Below are 25,469 nucleotides of genomic sequence, written 5' to 3'. Positions count from 1 at the left end.
TGCCTTAGGCAAGCAAAGAGGGGGCTCTCATGGCAGTTGCGCCGGACACCGCAGCCAGACTCGTCCACCAAATCTTCGATCTGCAGCGCGCCGTGCGGTGCGTTGCCGCGGTCAAGCTCCGCGGGGAGGACACCGGCGTGGCGCTCCAGGGTGTGCTGCGCTTCGTGGGGGAGGGGGAAACCCGCGCCACCGCACTGGCGGAACGGCTCGGGGTCAGCGCGCCCGTCCTCAGCCGGCACATTGCCGAGCTGGAGGAACAGGGCTATGTGGTCCGCCGGCCCGACCCGCTGGACGGGCGGGCCCAGCTGATCGCGCTCTCCGCCTCAGGCGTCGCGAAGCTTCGCTCCATCGAGGACCAGCGCGCCGCAACGCTCCTTGGCTTCCTGCAGGACTGGAGCGAGCAGGACGTCGAAGAGACAACGAACACCCTGCAGAAACTTGCTGAGTCCCTGCGGACCTCAGCCCGGGCAACGACGGCCGGATCCACCCATACGACCGACATTGTTTGAGGAGCGCCCCATGGCAGTAACCGCAGAAAAGCCCCCCGCCCCGCCGGCGGTAATGACCCACCGCCAGATCATGGAGGCCCTCACCGGCCTGCTGGCCGCGTTCTTCACGGCCATTATCAGCAGCACGATCGTCGCGAACGCACTGCCCACGATCATGTCCGAGCTCAACGGCACCCAGACGGACTTCGCCTGGGTCATCACCGCGGCCCTGCTGGCCAACGCCGCGACCACCCCGATCTGGGGCAAGCTCGCCGATCTCTTCGACAAGAAGTTCCTGGTCCAGCTCAGCATCGTGATCTTCGTGGCCGGGTCCGTCATGGCGGGCCTGTCTGGGACGATCCCGCTGCTGCTGACCGCCCGCGTTATCCAGGGTGTCGCCATGGGCGGGCTCACCGCACTGGCCATGGCCATCATCGGCTCCATCATCCCGCCCCGCGACCGCGGCAAGTACTCCGGCTACATGGGCGCGGTGATGGCCGTGGGCACAGCCGGCGGCCCGCTGCTCGGCGGCTTCATCGTGGACAGCCCGCTGGGCTGGCGCTGGACCTTCTTCGTCTGCGTTCCGCTGGCCGTTGTTGCGCTCATCCTGCTGCAGGTCACCCTGAAGCTGCCGCACGTCCGGCGCCCCGCCAAGATCGACTGGCTCGGCTCCATCCTGCTGACCTTTGGCGTGAGCCTGCTGCTGATCTGGGTGTCCTTCGCCGGCAACCCGGACTACTTCGACTGGTGGTCCTGGCAGACCGTGGCCATGGTCGGCGGCGGCATTGCCCTGCTGGGCCTGCTGGTGCTGGTCGAATCCAAGGTGCCGCAGCCGATTATTCCGCTGAAGATCATTTCGCAGCGCACCACCGCCCTCGCCATCCTTGCCTCGATCGCCGTCGGTGTTGGGATGTTCGGTTCCTCCACGTTCCTGGGCCAGTACTTCCAGGTTGCCCGCGGCGCATCACCCACCGAGGCAGGGCTTCTGACCCTTCCGATGATCGCCGGCAACCTGATCGGGTCCGTCGTCTCCGGGCAGCTGATCAGCCGGACCGGGAAGTGGAAGCGCTACCTGATTGCGGGCTCCATCCTGCTGGTCGGCGGCCTCGGACTGACCGGAACCATCGATCACACCACCGACCTGTGGCTGACCGGTCTCTACACCGCGATCCTGGGCCTCGGCCTGGGCCTGCTGATGCAGAACCTCGTCCTGGCGGTGCAGAACACCGTGCGGGCCAGCGACATCGGAACCGCCAGCGCCTCGGTGGCATTCTTCCGGTCGGTCGGCGGCGCCATCGGTGTCTCCGTGCTGGGCGCCATCATGGCCAACCGGGTCAAGGAACTCGCCGCCGAGGCCCTGGCCGCCGCGGGGATTCCCGCCAGCGGCGGAGCCGGCGCCAGCATGGACCTCAAGGACATGCCGGAGCCCGTTCGCGAGATCATGCGGGCCGCCTACGGTGACGCAACCGCGCAGATCTTTATGGTCTCCGCGATCGTCGGCCTGGTCGCCCTGGTTGCAATCCTCTTCATCAAGGAAGAGCCGCTGCGGCGCACCGTGGACATCGTCAGCCCCTCTGCCAAAGCCGACGACGGCGGCCCGGCCGCCGGGTCCGGCCTGGCCGCCGGGTCCGGCCCCGTGGCCGGGACCGGAATCGTCGACCTCGACCGGGAATTTGTCGAGGTGCTCAGCCAGCAGCGTGAAAGCCAGCGCCGGGGCCAGTAATCGACGGGGCCAGTAAACGGGCCCAGCAAAGCGGCGGGGCGGACTTATGGTGCTGACGCCGGGGCGGGAGATGCCACAAGCACAACGTTTTTCCCGAACAGATCTTCCGTGTAGCAACTGATGAGGACCAGACGGTTGGGGACGACCTGCCAGATCTGATGGTCCTTGAGCGTGGACTTGTTCTCGGTGGAAATGGAATCCACCCGGTAGCTGATCCTCCCCGCGGTTGTCCTCACGTCGAGAATGTCCCCGGGGGCGGCGGCTGAACTGAGCCGATTGAACGGGGCGTCCTGGTCTTCCCAGCTGTGGCCCATGATGTAGGTGGTATTGACGGATCCCGCACCTGGCGCGCCGAAAGTCGTCACCCAGTATCCATCGAAGGAGACGGGCGGAACGATGGTCTGGGATGCGATGTCGCCCGGGCTCGGTTCCAGCGGGTGGACGGCGACGTCAATGCCGGCGGCGGGATAAACGATGCGCAGGGGTGCTGCCGCAGGGGGCAGTGCGGGCGGTTGCCCCGCTCCCGCTTCCGCTGCGGCTTCCGCTTGCGATCCGGCGGTGCCGGGGACGCCATTGCCCAGTCCCGCGACGCCGGCCTCTGGCGCGCCGCGGGTGGGGCTTTCTGCAACTACGGCCGACGCGGCCGCCGGCGGGGCGCCGGCCACGCCGGACCGGACGGAAGGGCCCGGGCCGGACAGGAAAGCCAGGATGAGGAAAGCGACGAGACCGCACGCCAGAATCAGCAGATCGCCGCGGTTCCAGGTGCGCGGCTTCGCGGTGGTTGAACCGCTGGCCGGGGAGGGGTGGAAGGGCATCGGAGCTCCTTCGTGGGTTCGGAAAGGTCGGGGCACCGGTCCATAAGGTCCGGTGCCCCTTAGTCATGCAGCCCCTAGACGGTTGGGTCCGCGCCCTGGCTGCGTCCTCTTCGCCGCAGGGCGACCACCGCACCGGCCGTGAGCAGTGCCGCCAGGCCTCCCACCCATCCGGGAAGACCGGCATCAGAGTGGCTGGCCACCGCGGTCTGGGCATTGAATCCCCGGTTCACCGCAGCCGCAGCACCGGCGCCGGCAGGTACTACGGCTGCTGTTCCAGCTCCGGACGGAACCACTGCGCCCTCCGCGGGCGGCACCGCTGCACCCTCGCCGGGCGGAACGACAGCGGGCGGCGCCGTGGTGTCTTCGCCCGGATTCTCCCCGTCGTGGTCGTCGTCAGCTCCGCCGCAACCCTTCGCCGGGAGCGGGTAGATGTCGGCATTGCCGTTGTGCCCGTCCTTGTGACCGTTAACCCACGCCTGTTCGGCAATGGTGATGACAACGTAAGGATTCTTCTCAGATCCCGTCGCATGACAAATGGTGACCTTCTTCGAATCCGATCCGTTGCCCCCGTGCTCGGCCCCGGGGCAGCCCCCGGACGGCGCCGGAACGATGTCGCCGTCGTGCCCTCCCTGGGCGTAGTGTCCGTTGAGTCCGTTCTCGCTGATCGCGATCTCAACGTACGGATTCGAGGCCGAGCCGGTCGCATGGCAGATGCCGATTTTGTCGTCTGGGCCGGCACTTGCGGGGGCGCTGGTAGCTAGTAGGGCCAGGCCGGCAATGCCGGCCGCTGCAAGGACTTTCTTCATGGCGGTGCTCCATCTGGATCATTGTTCATTGACCAGACTGCGGGAGATGGCGGATCTTGGCAGAGCCGGCCGTTAACGCGGGTTCCCAGATAACCTCTGTTTCCCCAGCAGCGTTGTCCAGTAACTGACAACTTCACGCTAGGCGGAAGAGCGCCGGCGGGCACGAGTAATCGCTACCCGGGGGACTACGGGTTCTTTTCCGGCACTACTGTGGCCGCGGGTGATTACTGTGACCAAAGGTGACGACGTTAGTCCCAGCGTTCGAAATGTACGCCGTATGGATGATTTTCAGTGTCCGATGTTCCACGCAGGCCGGTCGTTTCGTAGAGTTGGATGGCTACGGCTGTCAGCCCCCTCTGCTAGAACTGGGGCATCCGGTTGATGTTCCCCACCAGACTCTTCTCCAGCCTCATTTACTCGGTATTTCCTAAGGACTCGTGGGCATGCTTGTCACTCTCATACGGCGCTATTCGAAGCCGTATCTGCCATATATCTGGGCAGTCATTTTCTTCCAGCTCGCCTCCACTATCGCGGCGCTGTATCTTCCCAGCCTGAACGCCCAGATCATTGACGAGGGCGTCTCCCGCGGCGACACGGATTACATCTGGCGGACCGGTGGCGTGATGCTCGTCGTCGCCCTGATCCAGGTCGCCACGGCGATCGCCGGGGTCTATTTCGGGTCCAAGGCCGCCATGGCGTTCGGCCGCGACCTGCGCCGTGGGGTCTTCCGCCAGGTCACGAGTTTCTCCGCCAAAGACGTCAACGTCTTCGGCGCCCCCACCCTCATCACCCGCGGCACCAACGACGTGCAGCAGGTGCAGATGCTGATGCTGATGGGGCTGAACTTCATGGTCGCCACGCCCATCATGTGCATCGGCGGCATCTTCATGGCACTCCGCGAGGATCTCAACCTGTCCTGGCTGGTCTGGGTTTCCGTTCCGGTGCTGGTAGTGGTGGTGGGCTACCTGGTGGTCCGCCTGATGCCGCTCTTCCGGTCCATGCAAAAGAAGATCGACCGGCTCAACGGCATCCTCCGCGAGCAGATCATCGGCATCCGCGTGGTCCGGGCCTTCGTCCGCGAGCCCCACGAAGCCGAGCGCTTCGGTGCCGCGAACAAGGACCTCACCGATGTTTCATTGAAAATCGGTGCCCTGTTTGTCCTCATGTTCCCCGCCATCGGCATGATCCTGCACGTCTCCACCGCCGCCGTGCTGTGGTTCGGCGGGCAGCGGGTCGAAGCCGGCGAAATGCAGGTCGGCGCCCTGACAGCCTTCCTGCAGTACCTGTTGCAGATCCTGATGGCCGTCATGATGGGCACCTTCATGGCCATGATGATTCCTCGCGCCTCGGTCTGCGCGGACCGCATCGGCGAGGTGCTCGACGTCGAGCCCTCCATCCACGAGACGCTGACCCCGGTGGCGCCGGCTGAAAAGGCCGGCCGCGTCGAGTTCCGGAACGTCTCCTTCGCCTACCCCGGCGCCGAAGCGCCCGTCCTGAGCGACATCAGCTTCACCGCCGAGCCCGGCCAGACCGTGGCCATCATCGGTTCCACCGGCGCCGGCAAGACCAGCCTGCTGGCCCTGCTGCCCCGTCTGTACGACGCCGCTTCCGGCGAAGTGCTGCTCGACGGCGTCCCCGTCACCGAGCTGGACCGTTCGGAGATCACGCAGCGAGTGGCGATGGTTCCGCAGCGGCCGTATCTGTTCTCCGGAACCATCGAGCACAACCTGCGCTTCGGAAAGCCGGAAGCCACCGACGAACAGCTCTGGGACGCGCTGACCGTGGCCCAGGCCGCGGACTTCGTCCGCGAGAAGAAGAACGGGCTCGGCTCACGGATCTCCCAGGGCGGCACCAACGTCTCGGGCGGGCAGCGCCAGCGCCTCTGCATCGCCCGGGCCCTCGTCACCGAGCCCAAGGTGTTCCTCTTTGATGATTCCTTCTCCGCCCTCGACGTCGCCACTGACGCACGGCTCCGCCGCGCCCTCAAAGCGAAAACCGCGGACGCCACCGTCATCATCGTCGGGCAGCGCGTCTCCACCATCGCCGACGCCGACCAGATCCTGGTGCTCGACAACGGCCGGATCGTGGACCGCGGCACACACGAGGAACTGTTGCAGAGCTCCAGCACTTACCAGGAAATTGTTGAATCCCAGCTGACCGCGGAGGCCGTGGCATGAGCACCAACGAGAAGACCAAGCATCAGCCCATGGGTGCCGAACCCTCCTCCGCCGGGACCTCCGGCACGGAACCATCGGGCACAGGGCCCTCCACCGGGCCGGCCCGCGAGTCCTCCGCCACCGAGCCTGACGATGATTTCTACGAAGAGGAGTACACGCCCGGCGAAGCCGACGGCGGTATGTTCGGCGACTTGCCGGCGAAGAAGGCCCAGCACTTCTGGCCCTCCGCGAAGCGGCTGATGGGCCTGCTGAAGCCTGAACGGGCCGGCATCGTCGCCGTGCTCGCGATGGTGACGGTCGCCGTCGTCCTCAACGTGGTGGCGCCCCGGATCCTCGGCCAGGCGATGGACGTGATTTTCGGCGGCGTCGTCGGCAAACAGCTGCCGGCCGGCGGCACCAAGGAGGAGTTCGTCGAAGGCCTGCGCGCCCAGGGCCAGGACAACTTCGCGGACATGCTCTCCAAAATGGACGTTATCCCCGGCGCCGGCATCGACTTCCAGCAGCTCGCCTTCCTGATCAGCGTGGTGCTGGTGATGTACTTCGTCGCCAACATCTTCCTCTGGCTGCAGGGCTATGTCCTGAACATCCTGGTCATGCGGGTGGTCCGCCAGCTGCGCGACGACACCGAAAAGAAGCTGAACAGGCTCCCGCTGAACTACTTCGACACCCGCCAGCGCGGCGACATCCTCTCCCGGGTCACGAACGACGTGGACAACATCCAGCAGGCGCTGCAGCAGGCCTTTGCGCAGCTTGTGAACTCGGCGCTGACGGTGATCGGCATCGTCATCATGATGTTCATCGTGTCCTGGCAGCTGGCCCTCATTGCCCTGGTCGCCCTGCCGCTCTCGGCGGTCGCCGCCGGCATCATCGGCTCGCGCAGCCAGAAGCTCTTCGCAGCCCAATGGAAGAACACCGGCGAGCTCAACGGCCAGATCGAGGAGTCCTTCTCCGGCCACGACCTCGTCCGGATCTTCGGCCGCGACGCCGACATACTGGACCGCTTCGACGAACGGAACGAGGCCCTCTACAAGGCCAGCTTTGGGGCGCAGTTCGTATCCGGCATGATCATGCCGGTCATGCAGTTCGTGTCGTACCTCAGCTACGTGGGCATCGCCGTCGTCGGCGGGCTGCGGGTGGCTTCCGGCGGGATGAGTCTGGGCGACGCCACCGCGTTCATCCAGTATTCGCGCGAGTTCACCCAGCCGCTGGGCCAGATGGCGGGCATGGCGAACATGCTGCAGTCCGGCGTCGCCTCGGCGGAGCGGGTCTTTGAATTCCTCGACGCCGAGGAACAGGACGCCGAGACCGCCACGGAGCGGTTGCCGGCCAAGACCGACGGCCACGTCGAGTTCCGGCGCGTCACCTTCAGCTATACCCCGGACAAGCCGCTGATCGAGGACCTGTCCTTCACCGCTGAGCCCGGGCACACCGTCGCGATCGTCGGCCCCACCGGTGCCGGCAAGACCACCCTGGTGAACCTCGTGATGCGCTTCTATGAGCTCCAGGGCGGCAGCATCACCCTGGACGGCGTGGACATCACCCACCTGAGCCGTGCGGAACTGCGGGCCAAGGTGGGCATGGTGCTGCAGGACGCGTGGCTCTTCGGCGGGACCATCTACGACAACATCCGCTACGGCAAGCTGGACGCCACCGAGGAACAGGTGATGGAAGCGGCGAAGGCCACCTTCGTGGACCGCTTCGTCCGCGCGCTCCCGGACGGCTACAACACCATCATCGACGAGGAAGGCAACAACGTCAGCGCCGGCGAGAAGCAGTTGATCACCATCGCCCGGGCTTTTGTGGCGAACCCCTCGCTGCTGATCCTGGACGAGGCCACCAGCTCGGTGGACACCCGCACGGAAGTGCTCGTCCAGAAAGCGATGGCCGCCCTGCGCACCGATCGCACGAGCTTCGTGATTGCCCACCGCCTCTCGACCATCCGCGACGCCGACACCATCCTGGTGATGGAGGCCGGCCGGATCGTGGAGCAGGGCGCCCACGCCCGGCTGCTGGACCTCAAGGGGGCTTACTACCGCCTGTACATGTCGCAGTTCGCCGGGGAAGACGCCGAGACGGCCTTTTCGGAAAACACGGCCAACGACGCGACGGCGGTGCACAGTTGAGCGCCTCCGGCCGTGCCGCAGAGCCCGCAGAGTCCCGGCGCATCGAGGTGCAGATCCCCATGCGCTGGGGCGACATGGACGCCTACGGCCACATCAACAACGTCCAGGTCGTCCGGATCCTGGAGGAGGCCCGCATCGCGGCCTTTGGGCCGCCGCGCGGTCCCGGGCTGCCCGGGATCGAGCCCCCCGTACCGCTCTTCAGCGAGGTCCCGGAGGGGACCCTGGCCCTGATCGTGGAACACAAGATCCGCTACGTCCGCACGCTCGAATACCGCAACGTGCCGGCCCTGGTACAGCTGTGGATCGGCGCGGTCAAGGGCGCCAGCTTCGACATCCACTACCTCGTCCAGGACCCTGTGACCCGCGAGGACTGTGTCAGGGCCACCAGCCATCTGGCATTCGTGGAGGAGTCCACCGGGCGGGTGCTGCGGCTGTCCCCGGAGCAGAAGGAGAAGCTGGCCCGGTTCACGCCGGTTCCTGCGGGCTGAGCCAACCGGTCCGATAGCCTCTACCTCGGCCCACCCATCGTCCCTAGAATGAACAACCCGCGGGCAGTCAGCCCCGAGACCAAGGAGCACAGATCATGGTGAACAAACGAGCACAGATGATGGCGAACAAGCGCAAGAAAAACGCGCGGAAGAAGTCCTGGAAGGAACTTTCGCCGATGGCGAAGTTCGGCACCATCACCGCCGCCGTCGTCCAGCTCTCGCTCCTGATCGCCGCGCAGCGGGACATTTCGCACCGGCCGGCGGAGCAGATCCGCGGCAGCAAGATGTTGTGGCGGGTGGCGACGCTGGTCAACTTCGTCGGCCCGGGCAGCTACTTCACTTTCGGCGTCAAGCGGGGCCCGGCGGCCAAGTAGCAGCAGGCTCCGCCTCCGCGCCGGGCTACCGGACAGTAACTTTGGAGCTCCCGCTAATGCGGGCGTCCAGCTTAAGCCTGTAAATTGAACGCATGACCCCAGCCAAAAAGCCTGCCATGCACCGCGCCCTCGGCATCTCCAAGGAGATTGAGGACGCGGCGTGGTTTGTTTTGGGGCCAGGGCTGTTGGGCAAGGCATCAGCCCTGGACGGCCGCACCAAAACGTGGTCGGTGCAGGCCGCCGCGGAGCTGCTTGGCCGCCTCGAACGGGGCGTGCCGGATCCCAAAGCTCCCATGATGACCAACCTGCGGCAGAACCTGGCGGACGCCTCCCGGGGCGCCAAGCAGTTGGCCGTCGAGCTCCTCTTCCTGCAGTCCCTGCCGTTGGCCCACGAGGTGAAATCCCTCAAGGTCAAGCGCGCGCGGGTGGCCGAAGCCGCATCCTGGCTGGAACCGCCGCTGGAACTCCCGGAGGAGCTGTTCGCCGGCATCACGGACCACGGCGTCATCCGGGACCGCACCGCGGAGTTCAACTGGACCATCTGGGACCACCTGAAATGGTTGTGCCGGCTGGTGCAGCACGTCGCCCGGCGTCCGGCCGGGGAAGTCGCGGCCGCCGTCAAGGATCCCCTGGCCTTCCACCGGCTGGTTGCCGGCACGCCCGATGATCAGCCAGCCATCCGCCGCAGCATCGAATTCCTGGTCTGGCCCAGCTACTTCGAGCCCGTTGTGGCCGACGTCGAGCGCCAGGAGATCCGCGACGCCTTTGCCTCCCTCGTCGGCGGCGCGAAGGGCGACAGCGACGAGGACATCTCCGCCGACATCCACCGCATCCGGCTGCACCTCGACGAACAGGCCGGCCAGCGGATCGACTGGTACTCCCGTCAGCTTGTGAGCCAGTGGCGCAAGGTGGGCGACCCCGGGCGGCGGGCGTGGCTGCTGCGCACCCACCACGACAACACCGAACTGCTGAGCTCCTGGCAGGCCGAGGAATCGGTAACGCTCGACGTCGAGCACCTGCGCCTGCTGGACCCGGGCGTCACCGCCGGGCTGGTCCAGCATGCCGTCGATGAGGACTATAAACACCTCGGCTACGTGGAGCGCGAGGACACCAAAACCGCCGTCTTCGCCTTCTTGACCGTGATGAAGCCCGGAGACCTCGCCCTGTATCAGAGTTCCGGGACCGTCCGGGTGGGCGTGGTCCTCGGTGAGCCTGAGCATTGCGAGGACAACCGCCGGCTGCGCCGCAAGGTCCGCTGGTTCGACGAAACCCACAACATGACGGAACTGCCGCGCCACGTGCAGCGGCAGCTTGCCACCTCCGGCATCGTTGTGGACGTTACCCGCGTGATCCAGGCCCTCGAAGCGCTGCTGCCCGCCGAAGCGGAAGCACAGCCGGGCGACGGCACCGAGCCGGCCGCCGTCGTCGAACCTGCCTGCGAAGGCTTCCGCCCCTTAACGCAAGAGTTCGCCGCGTCGCTACACATGGACCTGGAGCCGCTGCAGGAGATCGCCGAACTGCTGGAGGAGAACCGTCAGCTGGTGCTGTACGGCCCGCCCGGTACCGGCAAGACGTACCTCGCCAAGCACCTGGCCGCCCAGCTCGCCGGCGACACCACTGACGAACGCGTCAAGCTGGTCCAGTTCCACCCCTCGTACGCCTATGAGGACTTCTTCGAGGGCTTCCGGCCGGACAAGACAGAAGAAGGCCAGGTGTCCTTCAAACTCGTGGCCGGGCCGCTGCGCCGGATCGCCGAGGAGGCCGCCAAGCCCGGCAACGAGAGCAAGCCGTATTTCCTGATCATCGATGAGATGAACCGGGCGAACCTGGCGAAGGTCTTCGGTGAGCTGTACTTCCTGCTCGAATACCGCGACGACCGGATCTACCTGCAGTACAGCCCCAACGAGCCCTTCACGCTGCCGGACAACCTCTACATCATCGGCACGATGAACACCGCCGACCGGTCCATCGCGATGATGGACGCCGCCATCCGCCGCCGCTTCTCCTTCATCGAGCTCCACCCCAAGACTGAACCCGTGCAGGGATCGCTGTTGCGGTTTCTGCAGGCCCGGGACCTGGACACGACGCCGGCCCTGCTGATGGACGCGCTCAACGATGCCATCGATGAATGGGACCGCGACCTGATGATCGGCCCGTCGTACTTTATGAAGCCGTCCGCGCAGACGGCCAAGGGCCTGCGCCGGATCTGGAAGTACGAGCTGATGCCGCTGCTGGAGGAGCACTACCACGGCCAGCTGAACCGCGCGCAGCTGGAGGAGCGGTTCGGACTGGAACAACTGCTTGACCGCCTTGCGCGCGTCTAGCCAGCAGAGACCGGCCGGCCGGTACGGGGCGCCGGGGTCACGGGCGGTCCGCCGGGTCGTCCTCGACGAGCTTTCCGGCGGCGTCGTCGAGCGGCTCGACCCTGCCAGCGCGGCCTTCCTCAACGGCAGCGGCCTGGCCAGGGCGTCGCCGATGGGCATGGGCTTGTACCGGATCGAGCCCGTGGGGAAGGTCGGCTCGGTGCGCACCCCGACGGTGCAGCTTGAGGTGCGGCCCAAGGATCGGCTCGGCCTGGACCGGCTCCTGTTCCTGCTGGGCTACGCGGGGGACCAGGGCTTCCGGGGGGATTCCGTCGCCGCGGTCGAGGAAGCGGATTTGTGGAGTGCACTGGCCGAATCAATGGCCCAACTGGCTGACCGGGCGCTCAGCCGCGGTGTGCTGCAGGGCTACCTGACGGTCGACGAAGCGCTGCGGACGGTCAAGGGGCGGATCCGTATTTCGGACCAGATCTCGCGACGGCCCGGCATGCTCGTGCCACTCGAGGTTTCTTACGACGAATACACCGAAGACATTGCGGAGAACCGGATCCTGCGGGCGGCGCTGGAACGGATGTCCCAGGTCCCGGGCGTGCGGCCGGAGGTGCTCAGTCGGCTCCGCCAGCTCAAAGGCAAGCTCGGCGCCGTGACCCGTCTGCAGTCCGGTGCGCCCCTGCCGGTGTGGCGGGCCAGCCGGATGAACACCAGGTACCAGGGCGCACTGCGGCTCGCCGAGGCGATCCTGCGCCACTCTTCGGCGGAGGCCGGCGACGGCACGCAGCAGTCGGCGTCGTTTGTGGTGGACATGTCCATTGTCTTCGAAGACTTCGTTGGGACGGCGCTCCGCGAGGCCATGGCGGCCTACCCGGGGGAGATGCGGCTGCGGTACAACGCCCTGCTCAACGAAGCTGTGCGCGACTCGGACCGGATCGTGGTGCAGCCCGGCGCCGTGCACCTGCTGGGCGGGCGGCCGGTGATGGTCTACGACGCCAGGTACCAGGCCGCGGCCGACGCCGGGGCGTCACTTTCGGGGGACCACTACCGGATGTTGGCCTACTGCACCTCGTTGCGGGTGCCGACGGCCTGGCTGGTGTATCCGGGCGCCGGGGAGATCAAACTGCGCCGGATCCTCAATACTGACATTGACGTGGTGGAGTTCCCGCTGGACCTGTCGAGGCCGCCGTCGGAGATCCTGGCCTCCGTTGCCGACCTCGCGCAGCAGTCGTGGGGCGAAGTGGTGCGTCAGGCAACGATCAGCCGCTGACTCCGCCCCCGCGGGTCGCTGCTAGCCGGCGGCCTGTTCCACGGAAACGGACAGCAGGTGGCTCAAGAGAGCCTTCTCCGGCTGGCCTGGATTGTTGGCGACGTGCCAGCGGAGCTTCTCGCGAACCTGTGCCTCTTCGGGCTTGGTGTCGGAGAGAATCGCATCGATGATCGCTGATACCTGCCCGCGCAGGGGGGCAAGATCGGGATCGACATGGTCGGCCTCGGTGGATCGCCGATGTTCCGGTGGCCGGGAACCGGGGGATGACTTCGAGGGCCGAGTTGCAGGCCTCAGCGACGTGGTGGACCTCAGCAAGTGCGGCATCTGGCGCTCTCCCGTGGAGTAGAAGTACGAGTAAGTACGGACCCGATAGAGTCCTTGTCCCCAGAATCGGATAATACCCGAGACAGCCCAGTCTGTCTCGGCTAGCGCTGAGACATTTTTATGTCGCTGAGAACCAAGTCCGGTCGTTCAGTGGCGCCGGCCTATTCGGCTCTTCCCTGCAGGAAGTCATCCAGGTGCTGCTCCAGCGCAGAAACATCTTTGAGTTCGCACTCCCAGACGGTCAGCACTTCCCAGCCCGAGTGCTCCAGCTGACGGCGTTGTTCGGCGTCGCGGGTTCGTGTCCGGGTGCGCTTGGTTTCCCAGAACTCCGCGTTGGCCTTGGGCGCGTGCTGCCCGACCCGGCAGTCATGGAAATGCCAGAAGCAGCCATTAACGAAGATGACTTTGTGGCGGCCGGCGAACACCAGATCCGGGTTGCCCGGGAGCCGCCCACCGCGGGCGGTTCCGTGCAACCGGTAGCGGTAGCCCTTGGCATGGAGCAACTTTCGGACCAGGAGTTCGGGCTTGGTGTTCTTCCCGCGGATGCGGGACATGTTCCAGCTGCGCCTCTCGGGGGTCAGCTTGTCCGCCATGGATTAAGTCTAGGCGGCGCTGGGCGGCAAGGCCGCGGCCGCTAAAGGCTCCTAGATCTCACGCTCCGGGTGCTCGCCGAACTGGAAATGGCGCCCGCTGACCGAGATGGGCTCGATCTCGACGTAGAAGTCCTTCAGGGTCGGCACCCACGGCTTGAGCCCCAGGGATTCTGCCGCTGCGATGTCGGCAGACTGGTCCAGGACCCGGGCCGTGCCGCGCAGGACAACCGACCAAGCCTCGTCGGAGAGGATGCCGTCGGTTTCGAACAGCACTTTGGAATTGATGGTCACTTCAGCGAGTTTGTTGCCGGGGGCTGTACGGAGGTAGAGCTTCCTATCGCTCACGGCGTAGTTCACCGGAAAGATATCGGGTTCGCCGCCCACGATAACCACGAGCCTGCCGTGTTTGGTTCCTTCAATCAGCTTCCAGCTCTGATCTTCATCGAGGACAAGGATGGGGTTTTCGTCTGCATGTTCGAACATCATGGGTTCATTGTTCTGGGCGGTGTAGAAAAACGCCAGAGGCTTAGGCGGGAAAGTCGGTGTGTGTCGGTCCGAGAGGGTGTGGGGCGAACTGACCTGGAGCCGTGGCGCTGGGCAATCGAGTGCCTGTGGATAACTTAGATGCCCAAAATGTGATGTCGGTTACCCTTAAGGCATTGTTTGGCTTCAGGCGTCTTGATTTCTATCGGGGGGAATAGCTGACCATGACATCCCGCACTCCAACTTTCGACCGCCGCAGACGCATTTTTGCCGCCGCGGTTGCTCTCAGCCTGTTGTCGGTCACGGCCTGCACCGGCGGGGGAACAACGCCCGGCGCAACGGCTGCACCCGAATCTTCGAGTCCCACGGCGTCGCCAACACCGACCGCAACCCCCGCCCCAACGGCGAGCTACAAACCCGCCGATGCCTCGGGCAGGGCCCAAAACGTTCCGGTTCCCGTGCTGCCGGAAGCTGCGAAGGCGGAGACGAAGGAAGGGTTAGAGGCGTTCGCGCGGTACTGGTTCAGCCAGTTGAACTTCGCTTACGAAACGGGAAATTCTTCGGGATTGGAATCCGTAACATCTCCTAGCTGTGAGTTCTGTTCCAACATAACTAGATCTTTGGCCGCGAACTATGAGGGCGATCGCTGGCTGGCCGGGGGACGCATCGAAACCCCAGCAATCAGCACGACATTCGAAGCTGAAGAGAGTGGCCAATACCAGGTCATAGTGCAGGTACAGCAGGCGACAATAATCTATTTTGAGCCGCCGGGGACCGAATTCCGTGAACCAACGCAGGCTTCCGATACCGGAAACGTCATGCTCGTGACATATAAGAGCGGCGCATGGCAGCTCGTCGGTCTACATCCAATCCGATGAACGAAACGGGCTTGCTTGGTCGGCGCCACGTCCGCCGGTTCCTTGCGGTTGCGTGCTTAGCCGTGGGATTTGGCTTTTTTCCTCACGCTGCACTCGCTGAGGGTGATGGCATCGACGCCGGTTTCGGCAATCAGGGTGTCAATGTCGGAGGCTGGAGGCTGGATCCAGCAACAGGGAAGTTTGTTGCGCTTCAACCGGGCGTCCCACGAGCCGATCCCTACCAATACAAGTACGAACTGCAGTGCCACCTGGGTGGCGGCGACTTCGACACGGAATGCCTTGCTGTCCTCGTGGACTGCAAGAACGGTCCGGACGGCGAGGACGGCATTCCGGTTGTGTGGCTGAAAGCTCCGGCGGGCGTGCCGAATCCAACGTGGAGCTTTCACTCCGGGCCCACGTGTCTCTTCGATCCCAGACCTGAAGACTTGCTGCCCCGGATCGCGGCCACGATCAAAACGGAGTTCCAGCGGTTGCCGATCGCCGCAGGTTCTGTCACGGCCCAGCCCAGTCCGCACACACTTCGGGGAGCTGAGACCAATTTCTTCGCGGAGGCCGTCGAACAGCAATTCGATATCACCATCCTGGCCCAGGACGTGCGCGTCGTCGCCAAGCCTGTCCAGTACACCTGGAGTTACGGCGACGGAACCTCTCTTGGGCCGCAGACGGCAGCCGGTGGACCCCTCCCGCAGGAACGCTGGGGCGAAAAGACCGCCACCAGCCACGTCTACACCCAGACCGGCGATTTCTCGGTGGTGCTGACGACCCATTTCCAGGGCACGTACTCGGTCAATGGCGGGCCGCCGCTGCCCATCCCGGGGCAGGGCCAATTCAGTTCGCCGGCGCAGACCGTGAGCGTCTGGCGCTCTATCACCCGGAACTACGCTGACGACTGCCTCCGCAACCCGCAAGGCCAAGGATGCCCCGGCGTCGTACCTCCCGCTCCCTAGCGTGGGGCCCGGCTGTCAACACGCAAGGGCGCCGATGGCACCGGATCTACGCTCGCAGCTCCCGGTCGAGCCGTTCCATCCGGGCGCTCACCAGTTGACAGCGTGGATCCTGCGGCCCCATCAGTGTGGCCGCCGTTACTGCGGCTGCCGTGTCCGAGGAGCCCATGTCGCTGGTGCACCACTTCAGCATCAACCCGGCGTCACCGCTGGCCCGGACGGACGCGCCGACGGCTTCATTCAGCTCGTCACGCATGAACCCGATCGCAAGGTTGGTCGAACGGTTGAGGAATTTGGCCCGATACGCCGCAAAGGCCTCGGCAACCCGGCCGTCGCGCAAATGGCCAGCCACGCGTGAGGCATCCGTAACCACCCGGACGGCCGACAAGAAACGGTAGGGGTTCGCTTCCACCACGTTGCCCAGGATGCTGCGAATCCGGTGCATCTCGGTCCGGATCGCCGCAGCCGTACCGGAGTCGCCATGAATTTCGTAGGCGAGTTCATCGGCGCTCCACCCCTGGGTCCGGGAGGCCAGCAGGGCCAGGATCTCGGCACGGCGCAGTGTCAGCGGCCGGCTGGGACCGCCGTCGAGCGCCGCAGACGGCTCGTCACCCAGCAGCCGAAGGGTCAGCTGCGAGCGGACCCCTGCTTCGGAGGGCCCCGTAGCAGCAAACCCTGCGGACCTTCCGGGCCCGGGGCCGGTCCAACCGGGAGGGGTGGCGGATTTCAACAGCTCCTCCGCCAGCCGCACCCCACAGCGCACCAACCGCAGACTGTCGGGCGTGACGGATTCGAACGGGCCGGAAACATCCAACACGCCGATGACTTCCCCCGTCAGAGGGTCACGAATCGGAGAGGCGGTGCAGGCCCAGTCGTGATGCGTCCGCACCAGGTGCTCGGCCGAGAAGAGTTGCGCCGGGGCACCCGTCACGAGGGCTTCGCTGATGGCGTTGGTGCCAACGCCCGATTCGGACCAGTCGGCCCCCTCCACGAATTCCAGGGAGTCCGCAAGTTTCAACGCCTGCTTGCTGCCAACCCGCCACAGCACTTCGCCCTCATGATCGGTCACGATCAACAAGTGGCGCCCGGTTGCGGTCTCGTCGGCCAGCAGCTGTGACAGCGCGGGCATCACGGCGGCCAGCCGGTGGCCGGCACTGAGCGAGCGTGCCTCGGAAACCTCATGCCGGTGGATCGGACGATGCTGGTCCGGATTGATGCCCAGCGCGAGCGAACGCTGCCAGGACTTGACGAGGGACGGCGACAAGTGCGGGTTCGGAGTGCCGGACACCGTGGCCTCGTGTGCTTTCCTCAGGGCGCGCGCATACTCCGCGGGAGCCGAAAACCTCAGGTCCGAGAGCTGCGTGATCGAGCGACTGCCCTGCCGCATGCTCATTGTCCCAACTCGCCATCGCATCGTCGCGCTCGGTCAGCTACCGCCCACCCCGACCAGCGTAGGCACCGGCCAAGAGCTTGAGAGCTCTGTGTAACCCGATTGTAACCCCCTGCGGACTTTACTTGTGATGCGGGTCACTTCATGGTCTGGACGCCATGCAACGGGACCGGCCCACAGTTAGCAACGGAAAGAGGAAACATGCCTGAGACTCCAAACGGCGTGGTCGAGGCGTGGCTGGCGCAGTTCGATGCGGCGCTGCGCAGCCACAACACGGACGACGTGCTTGAGCTATTCGACGACGATTCGTACTGGCGCGACTTCGTCTCCTTCACCTGGAACCTCAAGACACTTGAAGGCAAAGAGGACATCCGGCGCATGCTGGATGCGACCCTGGATGACGTGCAGCCCAGCAACTGGACGCTGGCCGAGGACGCCACCGGGGACGCTGCCAACGCCGAGGCGTGGGTGAACTTCGAGACCGCCCAGGCCCGGGGCTACGCCCATCTGCGCCTCCGGAACGGCAAATGCTGGACGCTGCTCACCACCATGCAGGAGCTCAAGGGCTTCGAGGAAAAGAAGGGCGTCAACCGGGAGAAAGGGGTCGCCCACCAGATCACCAAGGGCCGCAAGTCCTGGCTGGAGCTGAAGGAAGAGCAGGAAGCCCGGCTCGGCTACGAGGACCAGCCGTACACCGTCATTATCGGCGGCGGCCAGGGCGGGATCGGGCTGGGCGCACGGCTGCGCCGGCTCGGCGTACCCACCATCATCATCGAGAAAAACGACCGCCCGGGCGACTCCTGGCGCAACCGCTACAAGTCCCTGCACCTCCACGACCCGGTCTGGTACGACCACCTGCCCTACATCAAGTTCCCCGACGACTGGCCGGTTTTCGCGGCCAAGGACAAGATCGGCGACTGGCTGGAAAACTACACGCGGATCATGGAACTGAACTACTGGTCCAAGACCGAATGCACCAACGCACGTTTCGACGAGACCTCGCAGGAGTGGGTGGTGGAGGTGGTGCGCGACGGCGAACCGGTCACCTTGCGCCCCAAGCAGCTCATCTTCGCCCTGGGCGTCTCGGGATATCCCAGCGTTCCCGCGTTCGACGGCGCCGAATCCTTCCAAGGTGAGCAGTACCACTCGTCCAAGCACCCGGGCGGCGGAGACTGGACCGGGAAGAAGGCCGTGGTCATCGGATCCAACAATTCGGCACACGATATCTGCGCCGATCTCTGGGAACACGGCGCAGACGTCACCATGGTCCAGCGGTCCTCGACGCACATCGCCCGCAGTGAATCCCTTATGGACCTGGCCCTCGGCGGCCTGTACTCCGAGCAGGCACTCGCCAACGGGGTCACCACCGAGAAAGCCGATCTGCTGTTCGCCTCGCTGCCGTACCGGATCCTGCCCGAAGCCCAGATCCCGGTCTACGCGGAGATGGCCGAGCGGGACGCGGAGTTTTACTCCCAGCTGGAGGCCGCCGGCTTTGACCTGGACTTCGGCGTCGACGGCTCCGGCCTGTTCCTCAAGTACCTGCGGCGCGGCTCCGGCTACTACATCGACGTCGGCGCCTCGCAGCTGATCATTGACGGGCGGGTCAAGCTCGCCAACGGCGAGGTCGGCAAGATCACCGGAAATGCCGTCGTGCTGGCCAACGGGACCGAGCTGGAAGCAGACGCCATCATCTACGCCACCGGCTACGGGTCGATGAACGGCTGGCTGGCCGATCTGGTCTCACCCGAGGTGGCCGACGCCGTCGGGAAGTGCTGGGGCTTTGGCTCCGACACTCCCAAGGACCCGGGGCCGTGGGAAGGCGAACTGCGCAACATGTGGAAACCCACCAACGTGGACAATCTGTGGATCCACGGCGGCAATTTGCACCAAAGCCGGCACTACTCCAGCTATCTGGCGCTGCAGCTCAAAGCCAGGATGGAAGGGCTGCCGACGCCGGTCTTCGAGCGTCAGCCCACGCACCACACGCGCTGACCTGGACGGGCCGTGACAATCACAGCCCTGGGAACCACACTGGGGGTGACGGCCCCCTTGTGAGAATCCAACGACATGCCGTGGATGCGCCTGACCGGGCGCATCCACGGCCCGTAATGCGAAGGAACAAATCACCATGAAAGCAGCACGATTCCACGCCCGTGAGGACCTCCGGATTGAAGACATTCCGGCGCCGGAGCTGCGCCCCGGGACGGTGAAGATCGCCGTCGCCTGGTGCGGGATCTGCGGGACTGACCTCCACGAGTTCCTGGAAGGGCCGATCTTCACGCCGCCGCCCGGCCACCCCCACCCGATTTCCCACGAGGAAGCACCCGTCACCCTGGGTCATGAGTTCTCGGGCACTGTCGAGGAACTGGGGGAGGGAGTGACCGGGCTCGCCGTCGGCGACAGCGTGGTGGTGGAACCCTATATCGTCTGCAATGAATGCGGCCCGTGCCTCAGCGGCCACTACAACCTGTGCACCAAACTCGGCTTCATCGGCCTTGCCGGCGGCGGCGGGGGCCTGAGTGAGAAGGTCGTCGTCGACACCCGGTGGGTCCACCCCGTCGGCGACATCCCGCTGGACGAAGCCGCCCTCATCGAACCCCTCGCGGTGGCCTATCACGCAGTCGGCCGGAGCGACGTCAAAGCCGGGGACGTCGCCGTCGTCGGCGGTGCGGGCCCCATTGGGCTGCTGACCGCAGCGGTCCTCAAGGGCCTCGGCGTCACCACGATCGTGACTGAGCTCTCGGCGGCCCGGAAGGACAAGGCGGTTTCCTCGGGAGTCGCGGATCATGTGCTGGACCCCAGCTCCGATGACATCAAGGCGCGGGTGCTGGAACTGACCGAAGGCGCGGGGGCAGACGCGGCCTTCGAATGCGCCGGCGTGAATGCCGTGCTGGACACGATGCTCGACGTCGTGAAGCCGGCTGGCGTCGTCGTCAACGTATCGATCTGGGGACGTCCGGCCACCGTCGACATGCAGAAGGTCGTCCTGAAGGAGATCGACCTCCGCGGCACCATCGCGTACTGCGGCGATCACGCGGCCGCGATCAAGCTCGTCCAGGAGGGAAAAGTCGATCTGAAACCCTTCATCACGGGAAGAATCGCCCTGGATGATCTCGTGGACAAAGGTTTCGATACCTTGATCCACCACAACGACACCGCGGTCAAGATCATCGTCCACCCGTAGTGATCCGGGCCTCACCCGGAATAGTTGCAGGCGCCGTGAAGTTGTAGCCAGCGAACCCAATCCCTGGTGAAAGGAACTGCGCATGCTGTTTTCCCCGATGACTCTCGGCGAGCTGGAACTGCCCAATCGACTGGTGATGGCGCCGCTGACCCGCGTCCGCTCCGGCAAGAAAGGCATTCCTGGCCCGCTGGTTGTCGAGCACTACCGGCAGCGGGCATCCCTCGGCCTGATCGTCAGTGAGGGCACGTATCCCAGCCCCGCCGGCCGGGGATTCCCGGGCCAGCCCGGCTTGGTCACCGAGGAACAGCTCAAGGGCTGGGCCGACGTCACCGCTGCCGTGCATGCCGAGGGTGGCCGCATCTTCGCCCAAGTCATGCACGCCGGACGCGTCACTCACGAGGACACCAACGGTGGCTACCAGGTGGTGGCGCCCAGCGCCATCGCGATCGACGGCGAGACCCGCACCTACCAGGGGAAGAAGCCGTTCCCCGTGCCGCATGCCCTGACCACCGAGGAACTGCCGGGCATCGTCCAGGAGTTCGTCACGGCGTCCCGCAACGCGATCGAGGCCGGGTTCGACGGCGTCGAGCTGCACTCCGCCAATGGCTACCTGCTGCACGAATTCCTGGCACCGTCCGCGAACCAGCGCGACGACGTCTACGGCGGCTCGCCTGCCAACCGTGCGCGCTTCGTCATTGAAGTGACCCGGGCCGTGGTGGATGCGGTGGGCGCCGACCGGGTCGGCATCCGCATCTCGCCCGAGCACAACGTCCAGGGCGCCACCGAACTTGACGCAGCCGATGTCAACGAGACCTACAAGGTTCTGGTGGATGCCTTGGCGCCCCTGAAGCTCGCCTACCTGAGCGTGCTGCACAAGGACCCGACCACCAGCGAGTTGGTGCAGGATCTGCGCACCCGTTTCGGCGGAACTTTCCTGCTGAACTCGGGCTTCGGCGTCATCACCACCCGCGAGGAGGCCACGACGCTGGTCGCGGACGGCCACGCCGACGCCGTCGTGGTGGGACGCCCGGCCATCGCCAACCCGGACCTGGTCCGCCGCTGGCGTGAAGGGCTCCCCACCAACGAGCCGGACCCGTCGACCTTCTACACCGACGACGCCAAGGGCTACACGGACTACCCCGCGTACCAGAACTAGCACCGGCCGGCGGTACCCGCACCGCTGGACATGCCCCGCCGGAGCCCCGGTTCCCACTGGACATGTCCCTCCTGGGCCACCCGCACCGCTGGACATGCCCCGCCGTAACCACGAACAGTGGACAGAATGCCATTCTGTCCACTGTTCGTGTTTAAGAATGGATATGTCCCGTGGAGGCGGGGGTGAAGAATGGGCATGTCCCGTGGAGGCGGGGGTGAAGAATGGGCATGTCCTGTGGGTGGGAGCGCGAAGAATGGGCATGTCCCGTTTAGCTGGCTGCGACCGACCTCTGGCACAGCCCGATGAATCCGCCCAGCTGCTCCAGGCCCTCGGGATGGGTGGGGAGGTAGTTGGTCAGCTCGGGCGCGCGGACGACGACCGCGCGCCATTGGCCGCGGGACACCGCGACATTGATCCGGTTGCGTGAGAGCAGGAATTCCATGCCGCGTGGAGCTTCGGCCACCGCTGAACATGCCATGGACACGATCACGACGGCGGCCTCCTGGCCCTGGAACTTGTCCACAGTTCCCACCCGGACGCCGGCCAGGGAAGCGGCATCGAGCGTCTCGCGGATCACGTTGACCTGTGCGTTGTAGGCGGCGACCACCAGGATGTCCGCCACGTCGAGCGGCCGGGTGCCCTGTTCCGAGTGCCAGCTCAGCCCCAGATGCCGGCGCACCTGGCGGACGACCTCGGCGGCCTCCTCTGTGGACGACGTGACGTTGCCGCCGTGCTCCACCATGACGGTTTCGATCCCGGCCGGTACTCCGTCGAGCCGCCGGAGGTCCGCCGCCGGAGCGGAGCGCAGCTTCCCCTCATAGGAGAGCTCGGAGACGGCGCGGCACAGCTCGGAATTCATCCGCCACGAGTCGGCCAGGAAATAGCCCAGCTCCGGCGGCAGCGTGGCATGACCGGCGGAAACCCAGCCCAGAGCTGACTCGTCCACGGGCTCGGGGTGCGCGCCCTGGCTGACCTGCGGCAACTGCTGGGGATCACCGAGCAGCAGCAGGCGGCTGCTGGCCTGCGCCACGGCCAGGGTATTGGCCAGCGAGAACTGCCCGGCCTCATCAATCACCAGCAGGTCCAGCGACCCCGCAGGGACGTTGGCGCCCGTCATGGTCCACGCGGTCCCACCGATGAGCGCCCCGCCCGGCGAGCCCAGCAGGCGTGCGACATCCCTCGCCGAGCGCTGCTCCCAGGGGAGTGGCTCCGCGTGTTTCACTTCCTTGGCGACCAGGGACGGATCGACGCCGGCTTTGGCCACAGCGGTCTTCAGCAGATTCTCCACCACCGCATGGGACTGCCCGACGACGCCGACTTTCCACCCCCGGTCCACCAACCGGGCAATAACATGCGACCCCACATGGGTCTTGCCGGTCCCGGGCGGCCCCTGGACCGCGACGTAGGAATGATCCAGGGCCCCGACGGCCTCGGTAATCGCGTCGACGAACCTGTCCGGACCCTCACCCGGCACCGGAAGCGACGCCCCGGCGGCGAGCCGCGGCGGAACCCGGCGGATGAGATCCAGCGCCGGATGGCGCGGGAAACCGGAGGGCCCGCCCCGCACTCCCGCGGCGACGCCGGAGGCCAGGGCGGCCAGCGCGTCCTCGAGGCTCTGGGTCCGGATCGGTTGGTCCTCGGTCAGCGCGACAGGAACCTGGAAATACGGTTCGATGTTCTTGCGGAGCTTGTCCCGGATGATGACGGTGTCCTTGCCGTCCTCATGGCCCAACTCCAGGACCTCGGTGCCGAACCACCCGTTGCGTCCGGTCCCGTTGATCCCCGTGCCCTCCAGCCCGGCCGGCAGCGGCGGCTCATACATGCGGAACCACGTGCTGCCTTCACGAAGGTCCGAGCCCGGACTGACCGTGCCGATCAGCTTCACTTTCCGCTCCGGAAGCTTGGCGCCGTCCTTCCACCAGTCCTCCAGCACCTCCGCATCCTCGACGAGGAAGACGTTGCGGTCCTGCAAGTGATGCGTGTCGGGACCGTTCTCGCAGCGGTCGAAGTGCGCCCACCAGAACGCCTTGCGTTCCCGGCGGTGATAGCTGACCGCCGCCGCCAGCATGGAAACCGCCTTCCGGTCATCCTCTGACAGCCCGTCGTCGGCACTTGCCAGCCCGGCCAGCGCCACTTCCAGCGGGTCCAGGTCAGCAACACCCAGCGCGGCGTCCGCACCGGTGTCGACTGCCTGGGTGGTTACGGCGGACGCGACGCCGTCGCCGCCCGGCTTGATCCCGCGCTCCCGGGCCAGGCGCAGAAGCCAGTTCCGCAGCTCCAGTGTGGAGAGGCAATCGTATTCGTTGTAGTCGGAGATCCCCGCGAGGATGGTGGCCGCTTCCTCAGCCCGGCCGTCGTCGCGCGCGTCGCAGTAGTGGGCGTAGGCAACCACCGAGGCGCCGGCGTCCTTCACATCCCCGGAGCGCAGATTCGTCCCCATGTAGAGCGGTTCGAGTTTTTTGATGCTGTAGGAATTCTCCGAGATCCGGATGCTGGTGCGGACCGTCTGGTAGAGATCCACCAGGAGGCCTTGGCGCAGCCACTCGTCCACGGTGTCCTCGCCCGCCACGTGCATCACGGAGAGCTTCCGGAGCGCGGTTTTCTCGTAAGCCGCGTAGTGGTAGACCTTCATGTCCGGGTACTCCAGCCGGCGTTTTTCCACATAGTCGAGGAAATCGAGGAAGGCCTGCTTCTCCGCTTCCCGGCTGTGCGCCCAGAACGGCCGGAACACCCCCGGGTCGCCGGGACCTGTCGGCTCTTCGACGACCCCGAACAGATACTCCAGTCCCCACACCCCTGTGGCGCTTTCCTGCCACAGGGGATCACCCTCGAAGTCGAAGAAGATGTCGCCGGCGCTGGGCGGTGGCAGTTCGGCGAGCGAGTTTTCCGGGACCACCTTGTAGCTGATGGTGTGTTCGATGCTGTCCTTGACGTACCGGACACCGCCGTCGGCAGCACCAACCCCACTCTGCATCCGGGCCTGGTCCTGCAAGCGAAGCAGTGCCCCGTTCGCCCCGGGCAGCTGGGCTTCCGCGAGTTCTTTTACCGTGAAGATGCTCCGCACATGGAGTGCCTTGCGCTGTGCCGAGTTTATCCGCGCCACGAGCAGCAGATCGTCGGTGGCCACGACCTGCTCGTGGCAGTAGTCGCAACGGCCACAGACGCTCAGCCCGGGCGTGCCCCACTGCACGGTGCCGGGCTGCGCCAGATGCGCCGAGGTCAATGCCAGGAAGCGGTCCCGCCGTTCGCGGAAGACCGGCAGGATTTCCGAAAGTTTGTGGTGGCTTCGGACGTAGTCGAAGCCGCCGCCCGGGAGCGGGACCGTGGCGCCGAGGACCAGGGTCACAACCGGGGACGGTGTTATCCCGGCCTTGAACAGCTGATCGCCGTAGGCGGCAAGCTGGAGCAGCGCGGTCACCTTCGCATGGCGGGCCAGCTTGGTGTCGAACACGGCGTAGCTGCCGTCGGCCTGGCGGACCAGGAAGTCGGAACGGCCATGGAACTGGCCGTCAAAGAAAGCGGCCTGGAACACCACGTCGGCGCCGGATTGCAGGGCGTCGAGGGATTCCCGGTGCTTGGCCTGCAGGGTGGTGCGGTCCATGGACTGTGCCGGTATGACGTCGTACACGCCGCGCCCGGAGGCCGGATCCCAGGGTCCGAACTCCTCGACGAAACCCTCAAGGACTTTGTGCTCGTGGCGGTCACCCAACACGGCTGCATGCTTGAGCATCTCATCGTCGTCGAAGGCAGCCTTGGGCGAGCGGCCGAGCTTCTCGTCGAGTTTTCGCAGCAGCTGGTACTCGCAACTGGCGGCCGTGACGAGGTCGCTCGCGGAGAAGACCAGGTCCTGCGCGGTACCTGCTACTTCCGGTTCAAGAAAAAACACTGTGCCCCCGATGTTGATGCCCCGCGGTTGCAGCGGCTTGCCGCCTGAGACTTGC

General features: G+C 65.7%; 20 protein-coding genes. 13 read left to right on the top strand and 7 right to left on the bottom strand.

From position 1 onward, the window contains the following. Positions 1 to 29: 29 nt before the first annotated feature. Positions 30 to 509, top strand: a complete 480-nt coding sequence (locus tag ABIB29_RS09750; RefSeq protein ID WP_354172266.1) for a MarR family winged helix-turn-helix transcriptional regulator — start codon at positions 30 to 32, stop codon at positions 507 to 509. 10 nt (positions 510 to 519) lie between these two features. Continuing rightward, on the top strand, positions 520 to 2,211 hold the full coding sequence (locus ABIB29_RS09745) for an MFS transporter (protein ID WP_354172264.1): 1,692 nt from the start codon (positions 520 to 522) through the stop codon (positions 2,209 to 2,211). Positions 2,212 to 2,255: 44 nt separating this feature from the next. Here the strand turns inward: ABIB29_RS09745 and ABIB29_RS09740 are convergent, their stop codons facing one another. Both ABIB29_RS09740 and ABIB29_RS09735 read right to left on the bottom strand, forming a co-directional pair. Then, on the bottom strand, positions 2,256 to 3,026 hold the full coding sequence (locus ABIB29_RS09740) for a class F sortase (protein WP_354172262.1): 771 nt from the start codon (positions 3,024 to 3,026) through the stop codon (positions 2,256 to 2,258). A gap of 74 nt (positions 3,027 to 3,100) precedes the next feature. After that, a complete protein-coding gene (locus ABIB29_RS09735) occupies positions 3,101 to 3,832 on the bottom strand; it encodes a hypothetical protein (protein WP_354172260.1) in 732 nt (243 codons plus the stop codon). A gap of 443 nt (positions 3,833 to 4,275) precedes the next feature. Here ABIB29_RS09735 and ABIB29_RS09730 point away from each other — a divergent pair, with 443 nt between their 5' ends. From ABIB29_RS09730 to ABIB29_RS09705, 6 genes are all read left to right on the top strand, one after another. Further along, positions 4,276 to 6,009 carry an ABC transporter ATP-binding protein gene (locus ABIB29_RS09730; RefSeq protein WP_354172258.1) on the top strand — a complete coding sequence of 578 codons (1,734 nt, stop codon included), beginning with the start codon at positions 4,276 to 4,278 and terminating at the stop codon, positions 6,007 to 6,009. A 179-nt stretch (positions 6,010 to 6,188) separates the two neighbouring features. After that, positions 6,189 to 8,132, top strand: coding sequence for an ABC transporter ATP-binding protein (locus tag ABIB29_RS09725; protein WP_354172451.1), 1,944 nt, complete (start codon positions 6,189 to 6,191; stop codon positions 8,130 to 8,132). A 59-nt stretch (positions 8,133 to 8,191) separates the two neighbouring features. Further along, positions 8,192 to 8,620: an acyl-CoA thioesterase gene (locus tag ABIB29_RS09720; RefSeq protein ID WP_354172450.1), complete on the top strand. Its 429-nt coding sequence runs from the start codon at positions 8,192 to 8,194 to the stop codon at positions 8,618 to 8,620. Between the two features lie 95 nt (positions 8,621 to 8,715). Then, a complete protein-coding gene (locus ABIB29_RS09715; RefSeq protein WP_354172256.1) occupies positions 8,716 to 8,994 on the top strand; it encodes a hypothetical protein in 279 nt (92 codons plus the stop codon). A gap of 92 nt (positions 8,995 to 9,086) precedes the next feature. Further along, entirely contained in the window at positions 9,087 to 11,318 is a 2,232-nt protein-coding gene (locus tag ABIB29_RS09710) for an McrB family protein (RefSeq protein ID WP_354172254.1), read from the top strand. After that, positions 11,305 to 12,576 carry a 5-methylcytosine restriction system specificity protein McrC gene (locus ABIB29_RS09705; RefSeq protein ID WP_354172448.1) on the top strand — a complete coding sequence of 424 codons (1,272 nt, stop codon included), beginning with the start codon at positions 11,305 to 11,307 and terminating at the stop codon, positions 12,574 to 12,576. Before ABIB29_RS09710 ends, ABIB29_RS09705 begins: the two co-directional genes overlap by 14 nt. Before the next feature lie 21 nt (positions 12,577 to 12,597). On the opposite strand, the gene ABIB29_RS09700 is transcribed toward ABIB29_RS09705, so the two are convergent. From ABIB29_RS09700 to ABIB29_RS09690, 3 genes are all read right to left on the bottom strand, one after another. After that, complete coding sequence (locus tag ABIB29_RS09700) at positions 12,598 to 12,900, bottom strand: hypothetical protein (RefSeq protein ID WP_354172252.1); 303 nt, start codon at positions 12,898 to 12,900, stop codon at positions 12,598 to 12,600. A gap of 161 nt (positions 12,901 to 13,061) precedes the next feature. Continuing rightward, positions 13,062 to 13,493: a very short patch repair endonuclease gene (locus ABIB29_RS09695; RefSeq protein ID WP_354172250.1), complete on the bottom strand. Its 432-nt coding sequence runs from the start codon at positions 13,491 to 13,493 to the stop codon at positions 13,062 to 13,064. A 51-nt stretch (positions 13,494 to 13,544) separates the two neighbouring features. After that, on the bottom strand, positions 13,545 to 13,979 hold the full coding sequence (locus ABIB29_RS09690) for a pyridoxamine 5'-phosphate oxidase family protein (RefSeq protein WP_354172249.1): 435 nt from the start codon (positions 13,977 to 13,979) through the stop codon (positions 13,545 to 13,547). Positions 13,980 to 14,200: 221 nt separating this feature from the next. Between ABIB29_RS09690 and ABIB29_RS09685 the strand changes: the two genes are divergently transcribed. Together ABIB29_RS09685 and ABIB29_RS09680 are read left to right on the top strand one after the other, a co-directional pair. Then, positions 14,201 to 14,854 (top strand): DUF6318 family protein, encoded by a 654-nt coding sequence (locus ABIB29_RS09685; protein WP_354172247.1) that lies wholly within the window; start codon positions 14,201 to 14,203, stop codon positions 14,852 to 14,854. Further along, the gene (locus tag ABIB29_RS09680) at positions 14,851 to 15,801 is read left to right on the top strand and encodes a hypothetical protein (RefSeq protein WP_354172245.1); all 951 of its coding nucleotides are present in this window, start codon (positions 14,851 to 14,853) and stop codon (positions 15,799 to 15,801) included. Before ABIB29_RS09685 ends, ABIB29_RS09680 begins: the two co-directional genes overlap by 4 nt. 46 nt (positions 15,802 to 15,847) lie before the next feature. On the opposite strand, the gene ABIB29_RS09675 is transcribed toward ABIB29_RS09680, so the two are convergent. Beyond that, positions 15,848 to 17,185 carry a GAF domain-containing protein gene (locus ABIB29_RS09675; RefSeq protein ID WP_502915586.1) on the bottom strand — a complete coding sequence of 446 codons (1,338 nt, stop codon included), beginning with the start codon at positions 17,183 to 17,185 and terminating at the stop codon, positions 15,848 to 15,850. A 204-nt stretch (positions 17,186 to 17,389) separates the two neighbouring features. Between ABIB29_RS09675 and ABIB29_RS09670 the strand changes: the two genes are divergently transcribed. From ABIB29_RS09670 to ABIB29_RS09660, 3 genes are all read left to right on the top strand, one after another. Then, on the top strand, positions 17,390 to 19,180 hold the full coding sequence (locus ABIB29_RS09670; protein ID WP_354172241.1) for an NAD(P)-binding domain-containing protein: 1,791 nt from the start codon (positions 17,390 to 17,392) through the stop codon (positions 19,178 to 19,180). Between the two features lie 136 nt (positions 19,181 to 19,316). Further along, complete coding sequence (locus ABIB29_RS09665) at positions 19,317 to 20,372, top strand: 2,3-butanediol dehydrogenase (RefSeq protein ID WP_354172239.1); 1,056 nt, start codon at positions 19,317 to 19,319, stop codon at positions 20,370 to 20,372. 82 nt (positions 20,373 to 20,454) lie between these two features. Beyond that, positions 20,455 to 21,528 (top strand): alkene reductase, encoded by a 1,074-nt coding sequence (locus ABIB29_RS09660; RefSeq protein WP_354172237.1) that lies wholly within the window; start codon positions 20,455 to 20,457, stop codon positions 21,526 to 21,528. A gap of 268 nt (positions 21,529 to 21,796) precedes the next feature. Here ABIB29_RS09660 and ABIB29_RS09655 read toward each other — a convergent pair whose 3' ends face one another. Continuing rightward, entirely contained in the window at positions 21,797 to 25,414 is a 3,618-nt protein-coding gene (locus tag ABIB29_RS09655; protein WP_354172236.1) for a TM0106 family RecB-like putative nuclease, read from the bottom strand. Positions 25,415 to 25,469 lie beyond the last annotated feature (55 nt).

Source organism: Arthrobacter sp. UYEF36, from assembly GCF_040547025.1.
GTDB lineage: Bacteria > Actinomycetota > Actinomycetes > Actinomycetales > Micrococcaceae > Arthrobacter.
Note: the sequence above shows the minus strand (reverse complement) of the source record. Positions and strands in the feature narration are given on the sequence as shown.